The 15,594-nt window shown below is 60.2% G+C and carries 11 protein-coding genes; 3 read left to right on the plus strand and 8 right to left on the minus strand.

The window, feature by feature from the left end; all coding sequences use genetic code 11:
* The first annotated feature begins 109 nt into the window (after positions 1-109).
* Positions 110-817 (plus strand): winged helix-turn-helix transcriptional regulator, encoded by a 708-nt coding sequence (locus tag L861_RS04670; protein ID WP_016415411.1) that lies wholly within the window; start codon positions 110-112, stop codon positions 815-817.
* Between the two features lie 17 nt (positions 818-834).
* On the opposite strand, the gene L861_RS04675 is transcribed toward L861_RS04670, so the two are convergent.
* Positions 835-2,958, minus strand: a complete 2,124-nt coding sequence (locus tag L861_RS04675; RefSeq protein ID WP_144062953.1) for a hypothetical protein — start codon at positions 2,956-2,958, stop codon at positions 835-837.
* 40 nt (positions 2,959-2,998) lie between these two features.
* Positions 2,999-5,962 carry a vWA domain-containing protein gene (locus L861_RS04680; RefSeq protein ID WP_081645765.1) on the minus strand — a complete coding sequence of 988 codons (2,964 nt, stop codon included), beginning with the start codon at positions 5,960-5,962 and terminating at the stop codon, positions 2,999-3,001.
* A gap of 246 nt (positions 5,963-6,208) precedes the next feature.
* On the opposite strand from L861_RS04680, the gene L861_RS04685 reads away from it, so the two are divergent.
* Positions 6,209-7,513 carry a glycerophosphodiester phosphodiesterase family protein gene (locus tag L861_RS04685; RefSeq protein WP_016415414.1) on the plus strand — a complete coding sequence of 435 codons (1,305 nt, stop codon included), beginning with the start codon at positions 6,209-6,211 and terminating at the stop codon, positions 7,511-7,513.
* A 71-nt stretch (positions 7,514-7,584) separates the two neighbouring features.
* Here L861_RS04685 and L861_RS04690 read toward each other — a convergent pair whose 3' ends face one another.
* Together L861_RS04690 and L861_RS04695 are read right to left on the minus strand one after the other, a co-directional pair.
* Positions 7,585-8,082 carry a VOC family protein gene (locus L861_RS04690; RefSeq protein WP_016415415.1) on the minus strand — a complete coding sequence of 166 codons (498 nt, stop codon included), beginning with the start codon at positions 8,080-8,082 and terminating at the stop codon, positions 7,585-7,587.
* 142 nt (positions 8,083-8,224) lie between these two features.
* Positions 8,225-10,234: a CocE/NonD family hydrolase gene (locus L861_RS04695; protein WP_027947419.1), complete on the minus strand. Its 2,010-nt coding sequence runs from the start codon at positions 10,232-10,234 to the stop codon at positions 8,225-8,227.
* A 108-nt stretch (positions 10,235-10,342) separates the two neighbouring features.
* On the opposite strand from L861_RS04695, the gene L861_RS04700 reads away from it, so the two are divergent.
* Positions 10,343-12,376 carry a CocE/NonD family hydrolase gene (locus L861_RS04700; protein WP_016415417.1) on the plus strand — a complete coding sequence of 678 codons (2,034 nt, stop codon included), beginning with the start codon at positions 10,343-10,345 and terminating at the stop codon, positions 12,374-12,376.
* Positions 12,377-12,440: 64 nt separating this feature from the next.
* On the opposite strand, the gene L861_RS04705 is transcribed toward L861_RS04700, so the two are convergent.
* The 4 genes from L861_RS04705 to tsaA all read right to left on the minus strand — a co-directional run bounded on the left by L861_RS04705 (position 12,441) and on the right by tsaA (position 15,587).
* The gene (locus L861_RS04705) at positions 12,441-13,466 is read right to left on the minus strand and encodes a D-alanine--D-alanine ligase family protein (RefSeq protein ID WP_016415418.1); all 1,026 of its coding nucleotides are present in this window, start codon (positions 13,464-13,466) and stop codon (positions 12,441-12,443) included.
* Positions 13,467-13,563: 97 nt separating this feature from the next.
* Positions 13,564-14,475 carry an aldo/keto reductase gene (locus L861_RS04710; RefSeq protein WP_016415419.1) on the minus strand — a complete coding sequence of 304 codons (912 nt, stop codon included), beginning with the start codon at positions 14,473-14,475 and terminating at the stop codon, positions 13,564-13,566.
* Between the two features lie 163 nt (positions 14,476-14,638).
* On the minus strand, positions 14,639-15,109 hold the full coding sequence (locus tag L861_RS04715) for a DM13 domain-containing protein (RefSeq protein ID WP_021029106.1): 471 nt from the start codon (positions 15,107-15,109) through the stop codon (positions 14,639-14,641).
* 61 nt (positions 15,110-15,170) lie between these two features.
* Positions 15,171-15,587: a tRNA (N6-threonylcarbamoyladenosine(37)-N6)-methyltransferase TrmO gene (gene tsaA / locus L861_RS04720; RefSeq protein ID WP_016415421.1), complete on the minus strand. Its 417-nt coding sequence runs from the start codon at positions 15,585-15,587 to the stop codon at positions 15,171-15,173.
* Positions 15,588-15,594 lie beyond the last annotated feature (7 nt).

Here is a 15,594-nt window from a genome sequence, read left to right on the forward strand (position 1 = left end):
CAATGGCCATGAATTCACCATCTGTACCGCCCTCGTGCTGCGTAGGACATACCTCTCCCATGATGCCGACGCGGCTGCGATTCCGGTCGCATATAGAGGAGGAGACACAATGGCTGACTGGGGATATGGGCAATTCTGCCCGGTGGCCATGGCCTCCGAAGTGCTGGGAACCCGCTGGACCATCCTGGTCGTGCGCGAACTCTTGTGCGGAAGTCACCGCTTCAACGACCTTCGCCGCGGTTTACCCCACATTTCGCCTGCTCTGTTGTCAAAGCGGCTGCGTGAGCTGGAAACGCTGGGGGTCGTAAGACGCCAGGTCGATCCCGATACCGGCAACCCGTTGTATAAACTCACTGAAGCCGGCGAGGAACTTCGCCCAGTCGTCATGTCGATGGGAAGCTGGGGGCAACGCTGGTTGGAAACGCAGCTTTCCATGAAGAATCTCGACCCGTCGCTGCTGATGTGGGACATGCGGCGCAACCTGAACCCCACACCACTGCCACGAGACAGGGTCACGATACAGTTTCTGTACCACGACGTGACGCACGGTCAGGCGAAATGGTGGCTGGTCGTCGACAACGGCTCCAAGGAAAGCACGATCGACCTGTGCAAGAAGGACCCCGGCCATGATGTCGATCTGTACGTGGTCAGTGACCTGCGCAGCATGACCGCGATCTGGATGGGCCTGATGACCGCTCAGGAAGCCATCGACAACGGTAAGCTCAAACTGACCGGCGACCGGAAACTGCGGGCCAGCATCCAATCCTGGTTGGGCCTGAGTGCGTTCGCTGCGGAAACCAAGCGGGTAAGCGTCTGACCTTGGCACTTACCATGCTAACCCGGCCTGGGAAAGCGCGGACCATTCGGCCGCCACGGCTTGTTCAGGAAGACCCGGTGAATGGCGCGAAATCCTTGGCTGGGGGTACGCGAACCGATGCCTTGTGGCGATGGAGGCACACTCGCTCCACGCTTGCACATCAGCTTGCCGAGCTGTTCCACACCCGAGCCGATAACCGTCAATGGCTGGCCCGAAACGGGATCGGTAATACTGATCGCCTCGCCGACCTGTACGGTCGTACTTCCTGCCACCACCGCGACCACACATCCCAGTGACTTCACTCTCTCCGCCCAGGTCGCACGCTCATGAACCTGAATGGCATGGTCAGTGGATGCCATGTGCAACCACAGAGAATTGACGTCGATCGTCGAGCCCGATGATGAATCGATTTCCCACCAGGCGGGAACGGCTTCTCGCCAATTCTCTGGCAGCGTTGTCGGCAAGACGATGATCTTTCCTGCTTCGCGCGCACTGCGCATGTAGGTGTCGAATTCAGAGCCGGCAATATATCGAGGCGGTGAGTCATCCGGCTCCCTCAACGTCACAAGCTCGATGTCTCTCTTGGCAGCGACTTCGAAGAAGCTGGCGGCCCCCGCGTCTCTTCCCGGCCGGGAGAAAACGGCACGTTCGACGACCTGATCGAGAATGCCGTTGAAAACGGCTTCGTAGAATAGATCCCCTTCGCTTGCCGCATACCCCCCACTCGGAACGATCGAATAGCGGCGATGAGTGAGGTCGACATCGATCTCCATGTGGCCGTCCGCATCCAGCTCCTTGACACGCGAGATCATGAGATTCGGGGCATCGGGAACTCGAATGAGGGGGGCATCGACGATCGAGACGGGGAGCGATTGGCGGAGTTGGAGGTAACTGAGATTATAGAGGTTCAGAATTTCGGTTATCCCTTTGGCCGTATCCGGTTCTCCGACTGCCGCCACCTGTTCCGTCACCATGTCATGCGACACATTGCCGGTGAAGAGGGTCAGCCCATGAATCGCTCCCAAATTGAGGCGTAGCATGGCGCGATAGTCATCCTCGCTTGCTTGCTCGGCTTCACCAGCAAGATCGAACAAGGTGTAGTCGACCGACCGGTCGTAGCCGGGACCGGAAAACTCCACTCTCAGGATTTCGCGGATGATCCTTTCGTCTGGCACATGGTGAGCATTGTCCTCCTCGGAGGTGCTCGGAGTTCCCGAAGGCAAACTTCCAAAGAGGTCCGTTACGCCTTCCAACTGGCTCGCGCTGCCGAATAACCCTTCCCCGGTTTCCTCCTCGAGGTCGGCAGGCGCGGGTAAAGGATCGGATGACAGACTCAGTGGGCCAAGAGTGAGTCGCCCTCGTACGCCTCCCTCGTCAATGACATGAAAGAACCCGGAAGGTAGCAATAGCCATTGCGAGTCGACGGTATGCTCGAGGAGCGTTTTCTCGCGACGTATGTCGCCGCGCTGGAGCGTCGCGATAAGGGTAAAGGTCACAGTGTGAGCCGGCTTCTCGCGATCCCCCGATACAGGTGTCGCGTCTTCGGTCAACTCATCCAGCAGCGAAGCAGGAATGGTTTCCAGCGCTCGCCATTGCCCTTCATCCTCGCGAAACTGCACCCAAACGTAGGTCTCGAAGGCCCCCGACAGGGCAAACTCGTGCGGGTTTTCCTCAGGACGAAAGCCCGATTCGAAGAGAGCGTCGCCAACCCGGATGAGATTGTGTGTCGTATCGGCGAGGAGTGACTGTACGGTCTCCGACGACTCCCTGACATCCATAGTGTCCTCGGAACGAACGAGTTTACTCAGTTCCTCTTGTGCGGCATCACTGGCATCGGCCTCGACGATCCGGGTCTCGTACCCTGCGAAGGTCAGCAATTCGGCCAATAGCACAGCACGATCATGGAGATTCCCCGCTTGCGCACGCAACGTCCCCCGGGCACCGCGTAGTACGGCCCGATAGGGTTCAAGCGAGATTTCCATCTGGACGAAGCGAGCAAGATCTTCCGGATCGTTTCCCAGACTCTGCTGTAGTTCGGCAACGAAGTGCTTCGTCTCGTCGGGCGCTACGGTATTTTCCTGGGCCACAGCCGGCAGGCTCAGCATCATGGCCACAACGACCGTGACAAGCATGATCTTCATACTTCCTCCATGACCATCCACTTCTTCCATGACCCGCGCCTCAAGGGCGCTCCATAATCGCCACGCCAATATCCTCGGCTTGCTTGTCGAGGCGAATCTCGGTAGTGGTATCCGCCACCACCTCGATGTCCTGCACCACCAGGGGGCTATCGCGAGTCTCGACCCGTACCGTGTAGCGTCCCACCGGCAGGTCGATCGCCGAGTCACCGATGAGCCCTGCCCCGACCACATCTCCGGCAACGTCGTGCACACTGAAAGGCACCGCCAAGGCACCTTCAATGGCAGCAGCCAGATCACTCGCCTGGGCCGCATTGACGAAACGCCCTTGACCCGCTTCCGCGGCCTCGGCCAACTGCGCCAGAACCTCGGGACGATCGAGTGCGAAGCCAACGATATTGAGGCTCAACTGCAAGCCGTCGTCGTCTAACGCTTCTACCACCTCGAGAAGATCGCTCCGACACTCCTCCTCACCGTCGGTCACCAACACGATCAACTGGGGGTTGCCGTCACGCGGCAGCGCCGCGCCGATACGCTCCAGTGTTTCGCTGATCGGCGTCGTCCCCAAAGCGGCCACGCCACTCAAGCTGGCGAGCAAACGCTCCCGATTCAGTGGCCCCAGAGGCACCAGTTGTTCGATATCCGTACAGTCGCCGGTCTGCCCTTCTCGCACGCGGTGTCCGAAGGTCCATAGACCAACCTCGACGGCGTCAGGCAGATCGCCGACCAACTCGGTCATCACCTCACGAGCAATCTCTATCATCGGCTGGCCGTCGATCTGCCGCCGCATCGACCCCGAACCATCGAGCACCAGCGTAAAACCCGGCGCCGCCACAATGGATGGAATCGGCTCCCCTATCTGGCGCACGGCAAGGCGACCCGTCGCCTCAACCGCGGTCGCAGCAAGAGCATAGTGCTGGATGCCGCTCAATTCCTCGGCGATTGCGGCATAGAGAGCGGGTAGATCGGCACTGCTTGGCTGTACGACATAGCGACCGCTACCAAGCTGAGCCAGGCTGCGCAACACACCATGACCAGTGGCCCCCGTTGCCATGCCCAGTTCGTCGAGATCGGGGCCGAGCCCGATAGCGATCAAGCGTGCATCGCTCGCTTGCAGGCGCTGGCGAAGCTCAGGCAGCGGCGTTTCACTTCCCGTATCCTGGCCATCGGTAAGTGCGATGATCGTCTTTTGCCCTGCGTGGCCTGCCAGGGCTTCCAGCGCCTCCGCCAACGCATCGAACCAATGCGTGCCGCCGAAAGGCCGGAAGTGCCCTTCCAGGGCCTCGAGAATGTCTGGCTGTTCACGGCTTGGTTGGTCGAGCAGACTTTCTACATCGTCACTAAAAGGAAACAACAGCAAGGATTCATGCTTGCCAAGGGACTCGACGTAGCCGCGTACCGCGCGCTCCAGTGCCTCGGCACGCCCTTCCATGCTGTCGCTGGTATCCCAGACCAAGGCAGTGATCCGCTCCGGTTCCCAGAGCGACAATCGATAATCGCCGGGGTTGAGCTGCCAGGTGAGATCGATGCGGTTGCCACTGCGCGCACTGGGCCGGAAGCGCTTGACCGTTGCGCCGGCGGCATTGTCGAGATCGAATGCCAGGCGCCATAAACCACCGGAGTGGGCATCGAGTCTCAGCATCCGCGCCTCATCGCCCGGCAACGCCAAGGCAAAGCGGTCGATATCATCGAGCGGCTCAATGGCACCCGCTACCTGACTCCCAAGCAACAGGGATTCCGGCATTTCGTCATTGGGCTCCCGCTCACCACGCCCATCCGGCAATGAGAACGTGTCATCGCTGGTGGCAATTCCGGCATTCCACCCGTCGGCGATCTCTCCGACCAATACCGATCCAGCGTCGGAAATAGCCTCGATAATGGCGATTTCACCGATGGTGGTGCGCGCCCCGCCATGGTTTTCCAGCACGCGAACGCGCAGATAGCGCGCTGGACGTCCAACTGGGATCGACTGTGCCTGCGACTGCTGCGTCAATTCGAAGCGCCCCAGCGCTTCGAAAGGACCGCTCGGACTCTCTTGAGACACGCCGATCGACACCAACCGCGGCCAGTTCTCATCGAAGTTGCCAACGGCATAACGCGAGCCGCTGGTCGGGTCGATCTCGACACGTTCGACCATGGCGACTCGGTGGCCACGAAAACCGAACACCAAATCCTGCGGCAGTCTTGCGGCATCTCCCACCGTACTCTCGGCCGAAGCCCAACCACTCTCGCGGTCGGCCCGGCCATCGACCAGTTCGATCGCCAGGTTGTCACGATCCTGGGAAGTGAAAGCAACGAGCTCGCCACCCAATGCCGGACGGGCGAGGTTACGCTCGACATCATCGAGAATCGAAGCAGCGGAGGGGGCCTCGAAAACTTTCACCTCGGCCAATCCCATCGTGGGGGCACCATAGTTTTCCAACACACGTAGCTTGAGATAGCGGATTGCCCGTGGAGCGATCTCAATCCGTTGCGGCACCGTCCGGTTCGACAGACGCACCGTCGCCACACGTTCAAACGCCTCTGGCTCGGGGCTCTCACCAGCCAGGACCTCGACGAAACGCGGCACCTCGCTTGGTGATGCGCTTCCAGCGAAGTCGATTGGCAGATGCCTTTCGGCGGCGGGCTCGAGAATCAGCGTATCCACCACTGGTGCTCGTTCGTCATGAAAACCGATCACTACCTCAGGTGGCCAATCGTCAGGCTCATTCTGCCAGCCGTCCGATACCAGGCTGCCTAGCGCATTGCGTATACGGGCGAAACCATCGATCAGCCCCTCAGCCGACCACTTGCCACTGTAGCTATAACGCTCGGACGAGACGTGTACTACCTTGGCGCCCAACGCTTCCAGCGCAACATCGAGTCGCCCGGTTTCGGCATCGTCACCCACAAGCCGGGCCACGATCTCTCCGGAAGGCAGCTCGAGGTCTGCCGATGCCTGCGCCAGGGCAGCCGATGGAGCACAGGCCATCATCAACACGACAAGGCCTATCAAGGTACTAGACATGATGTACCGGCCATAAGCAGGAAGGTAGTAAGCTGTTAGGCTGAGTATGTCTCAGCATAGCTCGCCTCATGAAGCTCGGCACACTGCAAGATCAATCGCCGGAAAAGCCTTGCTACAGCGCTCGATCAGGCCACTCCCACTCATCTGGATATTTCATGCCGGCGCATCACTACCCTGTAACACGCCGCCAGCCATACTCAGTCACTCCGTACCCGGTTTTCAGGAAGAAAACAGCGAGACACCCCCATGAAAAAGAACCTCACCGTCTTTCTCCCCCTGTGTTTGCTTTCGATGCTAGCGTTCACGATCCCGGTGTGGGCCTCGCCTCAGAACGGCGCATTGCCCACTGCCGATTCCGTGACCCTCGGACCCCGTCCGTTCTACCTGGTCCAGAACATGGACGAAGACACGCAACGCGAGCGTGAGCTCAAGGCTGACCTTCTGCACTGCGCTTCCAACAACCGTAGCTGGCGCAGAACGGATTTCTCGATCGGTCATCGCGGCGCAGCGATGCAGTTTCCCGAACACACCCGCGAGTCCTATATTGCCGGCGCCCAGATGGGGGCTGGCGTACTGGAGTGTGACGTGGCCTTTACCGCCGACCAGGAACTCGTGTGTCGGCACTCGCAGTGCGACCTGCACACCACCACCAATATCCTGGAGACGGACCTGGCGCAGAAATGCAGCGTGCCACCGGCATTCGATCCAGAGACCGGCGAGCTACTGAACGCAGCAAAGGTGCAGTGCTGCACCAGCGACATCACGCTGGCCGAGTTCCGAACCCTGGAAGGCAAGATGGATGGCGCCAATACCGAGGCACGCAGCATCGAAGCCTACATGAACGGTACCCCCGGCTGGCGTACCAACCTCTATGCCTCGCGTGGCACGCTGATGACTCATGCCGAAAGCATCGAACTGTTCCAGGCGCTGGGCGTGAAAATGACGCCGGAACTCAAGGAGCCCAGCGTAGAGATGCCCTTCAACGGCATGAGTCAGGAAGACTACGCCCAGAAGATGATCGACGAGTACAAGGCTGCAGGCGTATCACCCAGCAACGTCTATCCCCAGTCGTTCAATCTGGACGACGTGCTCTATTGGATAAACAACACGCCCGAATTCGGCGAACAAGCCGTCTTCCTGGATGACCGCTACGACGATGAAGGCTTCGATCACACCAACCCGGACACCTGGTCACCGAGCATGGAAGAATTGGCAGCACAAGGCGTGAACATCGTGGCGCCGCCGATGTGGATGCTGCTCGCCTCCAACCCGGAAGCCGGCGAATCAGACAACAGGATCGTACCGTCGGTCTACGCCGAACGGGCCAGGCAGGCCGGGCTAGATATCATCGCCTGGACCTTCGAGCGTTCAGGGCCGCTGAGCCAGGACGGCGCGTGGTATCACCAGACCACCGACGACGTGATCGACAACGATAGCGACAAGCTGCTCTCGCTCGACGTGTTGGCACGTGATGTCGGTATCATCGGCATGTTCTCCGACTGGCCGGCCACCGTGACCTTCTACGATAACTGCATGCAGCCAGGGGCATGATGCTCGGCTCGACAACCCAACGGGCCGCGCAAGTGCGCGGCCCGTTTTCGTCTCGTCGGCATGACGATCGCTCAAGCGGCATAAACACGTTCGAGCTCGGTGATATCGATCTTCTTCATACCCAGCATCGCCTGAAATACCCGTTGTGACTTTTCCGCGTCGGGGCCACTCAGCATCTCAATCAGTGCCCTGGGCACCACTTGCCATGACAGGCCATATTTATCCTTCAGCCAGCCACACTGCTGGGCGTTTTCATCGCCACCTTCGGAGAGCTTGTCCCAGAAGTGGTCGACCTCTGCCTGATTCTCGCAATCGATTTGCAGTGAGATCGCCTCATTGAACTGGAACAGTGGCCCGCCATTGAGCGCAGTAAATGCCTGCCCATCGAGCTCGAACGCCACGACCATGACGCTGCCGGGTGGCTTGCCATGGATCTCCTGCCCCGCCTCACTGTAACGAGTGACGTTGCTGATCCCGGAATTGTCGAAGATGGACGTGTAAAACTCCGCTGCTTCCTCGGCTTGATCGTCAAACCACAGGCAAGGGGTGATCCTCTGAATGATGGCCATGCCGCGTCTCCTCGTCCGGGTCGATGTCGTTGAAAGATGGCTCTCACTCATCTTAGTCGTCAAAAGGATGTCCTGAATCGACATCGCCACACTGCGCTTGTAGGCGGAAATACTTCATGGCGGCCTCAGCCCGTGGCAAGCGTCATATATTGTCCCGCCGTACCGTCTCATTCCAGGTACGAGAGAAAACGCGCACATCCCCCTCGTAGGCATCGACCGTGGCATCCAGATGGAAGTGCGTCGGTGTCGAGGTCAACTTCGTGCGAGTGGTTGCTATCACGTGCCAGTCCCCTCTCTCGAAGCTGCGGCTGTTGATCACCTCGCCTCTCAGCGTGGCGTAATCGTCATTGACATAGGTATACCGTTCGGAGACGTCATAGCCGATGGTGAGCCCCAGTTCATCGAGCCGCCACATGCCATCGTTATCGATGACCTGTAGGGTGGCCTCGTTGGTAGCCAGGTTGAACAGTACCGTCCATTCACGATGCGCCGGCACCAGCAGTGTCGTCGCCGGCCCCGGTGCCGCACGGGGCACCCCGAGATCGTGCAGGTCGGTATCCGCTTCGCGACTCGGCCGCTCGGGGAGCAATAACCGACCGCCCGGATGAATCGTCAAGGTCACTGGAGCCGGCGATGGCCAGGCCAAAGGCCAATAGGACGACGAGATGGCCACCCGGATGCGGTTGCCGACCGGAAACCGCTGGGCGACATGATTCAACCGCACCGAAACCCGATACCGCTCACTGGGGCGAATGGGTTCGGGTCGAGTGTGGCCCCCGCGATGGCTCAGGTTCAACAGGCCGTAGGTAATCAACGTCACTGTGCCGTCGGAGCCGATATCGGACAGCCGAACGGCAACCATCGCCTGCGGTTGGTCCGTCGACAGTTCGAGTTCTACCACCGGCTGTCCCAGGATCTCGATGTCTTCCTCCAGCGGCGGCGTATCGAAGCATAACGAGCCACCATCCTCCAGGCGCTGGTCGCTAGGCAGGTCGGTGCTTTCCGAGTAGCTGCACCACTTGCCGGCGAACATCCCCACGCTGAGCGGGCTGCGAATCTCCCGCGGCGCATGGGAGTCGGCTCCGTCAGCACCCGGTTCGAGCCGCCCCGCTGCCAAAGCAAAGGCTCGCGTGTGAAGACGCCGGCTCGGCCACTGCTCCTCCGCCACCCAGCGCCCAGGGCGATCGTCACTGATGGGCGACACAGTGTCCTGCATCCACGCCCGCAGCATCGGCTCGGCGTCGACACCGTTATCGATGTCCTTCAACCAGCGGTCCCACCAACGCACGCACTCGCCGAGGAAATCGATGGACGGGCCAGGACCGCCCATGTGCGGATATTTGTGGCCCCAAGGCCCCACCAGCCCCTTGCGTGGCACGTCAAGATGCTGGATCAGCCGGAACACGGTATTGCAGTAACCGTCGGCCCAGCCGCTGACCGCGAACACCGGGCAACGAATCGCCGCGAAGTCCTCGCAGACGGACGCATGCCGCCAGAACGCATCGCGCCGCTGGTGCTCCAACCAGGTCTTGAGCCACAGCCCGCTCTCCTCGAGGCGCTTGAACCATAGCTCGCGCCAGCGTTCGCCGACGATGGCCGGATCCGGTGGGCAGGCGTTATAGGACAGCATCACCGATGCCCACGACAGGTTATCCGTCAGCAAGCAGCCGCCCATGTAATGCACATCGTCGGTATAGCGGTCATCGGACGAGCAGACAGTGATCACAGCGTGCAGCTCGGGTGGTTGCAAGGCAGCGATCTGCAGGCCATTGAAACCGCCCCACGAAATACCGATCATGCCGACTCGGCCATTGCACCACGGTTGAGCCGCGATCCAACGAATCACCTCGATGCCGTCATCGAGTTCCTGCTGCAGGTATTCATCCTGTAGCACGCCATCGGAATCGCCGCTGCCGCGCAGGTCCACGCGCACGGCGGCATAACCATGGCGAGCGAAGAAGCCATGGACTTCGCTGTCTCGCACGGCCTTGAAATCGCGCTTGCGATAGGGAATGTATTCGAGAATCGCGGGAACCGGATGCTCCGCGGCATCCACGGGAAGCCATAGTTTAGCGGCCAGCCGACAACCGTCGGACATGGGGATCCAGCTATTCTCGATGACCGTCACGTTAGCCGCTTGCCCATCGTCCATTCCGCGTTCCTCCAGCGGTGGAAGCCCTTTCATCGTATATCATTAAAGCAAACATCGCTGTTGCGGTGCTCTCTCCCCCACAGGGTCCACAGGCCCCCAGAGGGTGCCATGAAAATCGTCCATGACTTTCCGCGCGAAGTCCGGGTCATCGAAAACGCCTGGATTCCCATGACCGATGGCATCCGGCTAGCGGCGCGTATCTGGCTACCCAGCGACGCCGAGATCGATCCCGTGCCGGCCATCCTGGAGTACATGCCCTATCGCAAGCGCGACTTCACGCGTCTGCGCGACGAGCCGCTGCACCGCTATTTCGCGGGGCACGGATACGCCTGTATTCGTCTCGACCTGCGTGGCAGCGGCGATTCCGACGGGCTGTTGCTCGACGAGTACCTGCAGCAGGAACTCGATGACGCCGTCGATGCCATCGAGTGGCTGGTTGCCCAGCCGTGGTGCAACGGCGAGGTCGGCATGATGGGCATCTCCTGGGGTGGCTTCAACGCGCTCCAGGTCGCCGCCATGCGGCCCGCGCCGCTCAAGGCCATCATCACCATGTGCTCCACCGACGACCGCTACAGCGACGATGTGCACTATCAGGGCGGTTGCCTGCTCAACGAGAATCTGGGCTGGGGTTCGGTGCTGCTGTCGTGCGCCACCACGCCGCCCGACCCCGACATCGTGGGTGGTGACTGGCGTGCGAAGTGGCGACACCGGATCGACAATGCGCCGTTCTATCCGCTGGTATGGATGCGCCACCCCCACCGTGACGAATATTGGAAACATGGCTCGATCTGCGAGGATTTCGACGCCATCGCCTGTCCCGTCTACGCGGTGGGCGGCTGGGCCGATGGCTACGTGGACGCCATTCCGCGCCTCATGGCCGGCCTGAAGGTGCCGCGCAAGGCCTTGATCGGACCATGGTCGCACGCCTTTCCCCACGCGGCCCTGCCCGGCCCGGCCATCGGCTTCTTCCAGGAGGCGCTGCGCTGGTGGGATCACTGGCTGAAGGGAATCGACAGCGGACTCATGGACGAACCCATGCTGCGGGTATGGATGGAGGAATACGTGCCTCCCGCACCGATGCACGCGGAACGCCCCGGGCGCTGGGTGGCGGAGGAGACCTGGCCATCAGGACGCCTGCAACCACGCACCTTCTACCTCAATGTGCTGTCGCTGGGCGAGCGCCCCGACAGCGAAGACCGGATGCGCATCGCCTCGCCGCAGACTACCGGGCTGGCAGCCGGGGACTGGTACGGCTTCGGGGCGGAAGGTGAGTCGCCCACGGACCAGCGCGAAGACGACGGCAAATCGCTGGTCTTCGATTCCGATCCTTTGCAGGAAAGACTGGAAATTCTCGGCGCCCCAATCGTGTCGCTGGAATTGACGTCCGACCGGCCCGTCGCCTATGTCGTCGTGCGCCTCAATGATGTCGCTCCCGATGGTGCCTCGGCCCGGGTCAGCTACGGCATCCTCAACCTGACCCAGCGCAACGACCGCGAACACCCTGAACCACTGGCGCCTGGGCATCGCTATCGCGTCATGGTGAAGCTGAACGATATCGCCTATGCCTTCAGCCTCGAACACACCATCCGCCTGGCGGTCTCGACCAGCTACTGGCCAGTGATCTGTCCGGCCCCGGAGCCCGTCAACCTGACCCTCTACACCGGTACCAGTCAACTGCAGCTACCGGTGCGCCCACCACGTTCGGAAGATGCCGACCTGCGCGCCTTCGAACCGCCCGAGCGTGCCCCCATGCCGGAAATGACCACGCTCACCGCCGCCCCTTTGCGCCGTCAAGTAGAGCGGGATCTGACTACCGGGATAACGGAGTACCGGATTTCGACCACCGGCGGCGACTTCGGCGACGCCGCACTCGCCCGAATCGAGGATATCGACCTGACCGTCGGCTACACCATCACCAAGACCTACCGCATCCACGACTATGACCCGAACCAGGCCGAATCGACGGTCGAGCAGACCACTACGCATCGTCGAGGCGACTGGTCCACGCGGCTGGAATGTCGTACGCAGCTCACTGCGACACCACGCTGTTTCCGCATCCGGGGAATACTGAAGGCCTACGAGGGCGGCACGCTGTTCGCTCGCCGTGATTGGGACGAGGAAGTCACACGCGATCTGCTGTGAGAGGCGCTATTCTTTGTCTGAAAACTTAGCGTTGTCTAAAAACTTAGCTTGCGGAGTCGCTGGCTCAAGATGCCTTGCCAAGCCCGTAGCGGGCCGTCGCCGTCTCGAGGATCAGGCGCAACAACTCGTGATAGGGATAGCCGGCCCATTCGGCCATCAGGGCCAGCTTGCCGTCCCAATACCAGGTCGGATTGGTGTTGGCATCGAGTAGCCGCGGCTGACCGTCCTCGCCCTCGCGGAAGTCGAAGCGGGCGTAATCGCGCAACCCCAGCCGACGGAACAGCTTCACGGAGTGATCGACCAGTTGGCTCCATTTGATGTCGTCGATCTCGGCTCGGCGGAAATGCAACTTCTCCCAATACGGCGAATCGGGGTTGGCCTTCGAACCGTAGGTAAGAATCGGCGGTAGGTCGGGGGCAAGGGCGCTATAGTCGATTTCCAACGGCGGCAACACCGTGAAGCCACTATGTAGGTTACCGACCAGCCCCACGGTATATTCCGGGCCGGTCAGGAAATCCTGGATCAGCGCATCCACGACCGAAAGTTCCTCAGCCAACCAGCGCAGGTAAGTTTCCGCCTCGCTTGCGTCGTGCACCACGCAATCTCGCGTGATGCCAAAGCTGCCACCGCTGCTGTTCGGCTTGATCAGGCAAGGATAGATGCTTGGCAATACCAATGGATCGGCAGAAAGCTCCACGTAAGTCTCGTTGGGCACAGGAATGCCCTGCCCGGTCGCCAACGCTCGAACCAGCGCCTTGTCGGTGGTGAGGCTGATACCCATCGGATCGGCGCCGGTATAGGGGATATCCAGGATTTCCAGCAACGCGGGAATATTGCGCTCTAGCACCCAGTCGTTGCGGAATCCAGTATCGCAGAAGTTCAGCGCCAGATCGGGAGGATGAGTGCGCAGCTCGTCGATCAACCCGGCATGATCATCGAGATAAACAAACCGATACCCCGACAGGCGCCCCAAGGCGCTGCTCAATTCTTCGACCGCCTTCAACTCCTCGGCACCGAACACCCCATCGAGGGCATAGGCATACGGTAGATGGGGGTCGCCGAGCAGCACGCTAACGTTCAGGCGTTGCATCCGATGTCCTACCCTTTCGCCAACTCACGCAGGGTAAGGAAAGTATACGCCAATCAACAGGGCTACCTTCAGCTGAACGGCTCTCTATACGAGCGTCCTATACGAACGCCGCCCCTTCAGACATGCCGGGGCGTGCCAGTTCATCGATCCGGTGTAGCGTCGTGATATCCAGCGCGATGTCCGCTGCCTTGGCGTTCTCATCAATCCTCTCTGGCCGGCGGGTACCCGGGACCGGGATGATATCGTCGCCTTGATGCAGCACCCACGCCAAGGCCAGCTGCGCCGGTGTAATGCCAAGCTCCTTGGCAATCCCCATGAACGGTTCGAAACGGTCGCGATTCGTCTTGGCGAAGTCACTACCCAACGGCGACCACGCCACCAGCGAAATACCGAGTTCTCGCAGCGTCGGTAACAGGTCTTCCTCGGCCTCACGCCGCCACAGCGAATATTCGTAATGAACGGCGGTAATAGGATGGATGGCATGGGCCCGCCTGACTTCCTCAGCGGTCACATTGCTCAAGCCCAGGTAACGCACCTTTCCAGCCCTGACGGCGTCCTCCATCGCCCCTACGGTCTCTTCGATCGGCGTACCAGGATCTGTGTAGTGCATGTACCACAGATCGATTTCCTCGACGTCCAGGCGCCGGAGGCTGATATCCAGCGCCTTGCGAACATACTCGGACCTGCCATTGATCTTGAGGGGCAAGTTCCAGCCCGTCAGGAAGTCCGTACCGGATTCCTCTTCATCAAAGACAATCCCGAACTTGGTCGCGATAAAGGCCTCGTCGCGCCGCCCCCTTAACGCTTTCCCTACCAAGGCTTCATTGTGGCCATTGCCATAGGCATCGGCGGTATCGATCATGGTCATGCCGGCATCCAGGGCACGGTGAACCACGTCTATTGCTCGCTCGATACCGGAACCACCATAGCAACCTTCCAGCACCATCGCATCGTATCCGAGGTATCCGATCTCGGGGCCATTCCACGCCAATTTCCTTTTCGCCATCATGACGTCATCCTTCGTCTCTGTGCGTATCGACATAATCCATTACCGGGCATGCAGAGTGGGCTCAGCCAACGTCGTTGTCAGTCTGATTCCCTACCAAGTGGCTCGCTCACAAATACCTAGCTTATAGACCGCTGGGCCGCCTTAGCAGCTCAATATAGCAGGCCTATCGGTAACGAGCGGCGGTAATGAACTGGGCAAACGATTCGCACCATACGATGACGGTGTCATAGTTCGCCGGATCTATCGGTTCAGGTACGTAAACGATGAAATTCTCAAAGGTTTTGACATCGCCGACCCGCACCATCTGCTCCTTCAGGCGTTCGAAATCCTCCTCGGTTTCGACGAACTCAGGTGACAAGTACAGCTTGTAATCCGGCCCCGGCGCCAGCTTGCCAACAAAGGCGATGCTTTGCCGTCCAACCGACACGCTGCCCTCACCCCAGTGGAGGAAGTCGCTTCCTTCGAGATCACGTCGGAATTCACCCATGAACACGGCCTGTTGGCTGTGCCTCTCCATCGCCTCTTCCGGCGGGGCTGGTGGCGCGGTCAGTATGGGCAAGGTATAGATACCGATGGAGAAACCCACCACCCCCACCAGCACATGCGAAACAACGAGGAACAACATTCTTTTCATTGGTCATGCCCTCTATCAACGTTTCGCGTTTTTTTCTTATGGGCTGCGTTCCGACTACCGCTCATCGTTCATCGATGTTCCAAAGCACAGGTTTGATATCGACGATCGGCGTTCCGTCGATTGCCTCCATGGCGGCAACCTTCAAGCACTGCCCATCGATCTCCAGCACTAAAACCCGATGCAGCCCCACAGGATTAGGACGATCCGGCGAGCGAGTCGCGAACACGCCGACCAACGATGACTCGCCCCTGCTGCGCGGATGTACCTTGAGCACATCGCGGTACGCATGATGAAGCCAGGTCAACACGATCAGTTCGTCACCCACCTCGATACCCTCGAGCCCTTCCGCCACCGGGTCGAAAATCTCCAGCCACGCCTGCGGCGCGCCCTCATCCGCCTGACGGGGCGCCTCCTTGCGACTGGTCAGTGGCGAATGCACTACCCCAATGGGCTCAAGCGTGTAGTCGGTTTCGTTCATATTATCT

The sequence above is a fragment of the Litchfieldella anticariensis FP35 = DSM 16096 genome, from assembly GCF_000409775.1.
Classification (GTDB): Bacteria; Pseudomonadota; Gammaproteobacteria; order Pseudomonadales; family Halomonadaceae; genus Litchfieldella; species Litchfieldella anticariensis.

Coding starts and splice junctions, on each gene's coding strand:
- L861_RS04685 (WP_016415414.1), top strand. CDS start 6,209: ATGAAAAAGAACCTCACCGTCTTTCTCCCCCTGTGTTTGCTTTCGATG.
- L861_RS04705 (WP_016415418.1), bottom strand. CDS start 13,466: ATGCAACGCCTGAACGTTAGCGTGCTGCTCGGCGACCCCCATCTACCG.
- L861_RS04715 (WP_021029106.1), bottom strand. CDS start 15,109: ATGAAAAGAATGTTGTTCCTCGTTGTTTCGCATGTGCTGGTGGGGGTG.
- L861_RS04690 (WP_016415415.1), bottom strand. CDS start 8,082: ATGGCCATCATTCAGAGGATCACCCCTTGCCTGTGGTTTGACGATCAA.
- L861_RS04670 (WP_016415411.1), top strand. CDS start 110: ATGGCTGACTGGGGATATGGGCAATTCTGCCCGGTGGCCATGGCCTCC.
- L861_RS04675 (WP_144062953.1), bottom strand. CDS start 2,958: ATGAAGATCATGCTTGTCACGGTCGTTGTGGCCATGATGCTGAGCCTG.
- L861_RS04710 (WP_016415419.1), bottom strand. CDS start 14,475: ATGATGGCGAAAAGGAAATTGGCGTGGAATGGCCCCGAGATCGGATAC.
- L861_RS04680 (WP_081645765.1), bottom strand. CDS start 5,962: ATGTCTAGTACCTTGATAGGCCTTGTCGTGTTGATGATGGCCTGTGCT.
- L861_RS04700 (WP_016415417.1), top strand. CDS start 10,343: ATGAAAATCGTCCATGACTTTCCGCGCGAAGTCCGGGTCATCGAAAAC.
- tsaA (WP_016415421.1), bottom strand. CDS start 15,587: ATGAACGAAACCGACTACACGCTTGAGCCCATTGGGGTAGTGCATTCG.
- L861_RS04695 (WP_027947419.1), bottom strand. CDS start 10,234: ATGGACGATGGGCAAGCGGCTAACGTGACGGTCATCGAGAATAGCTGG.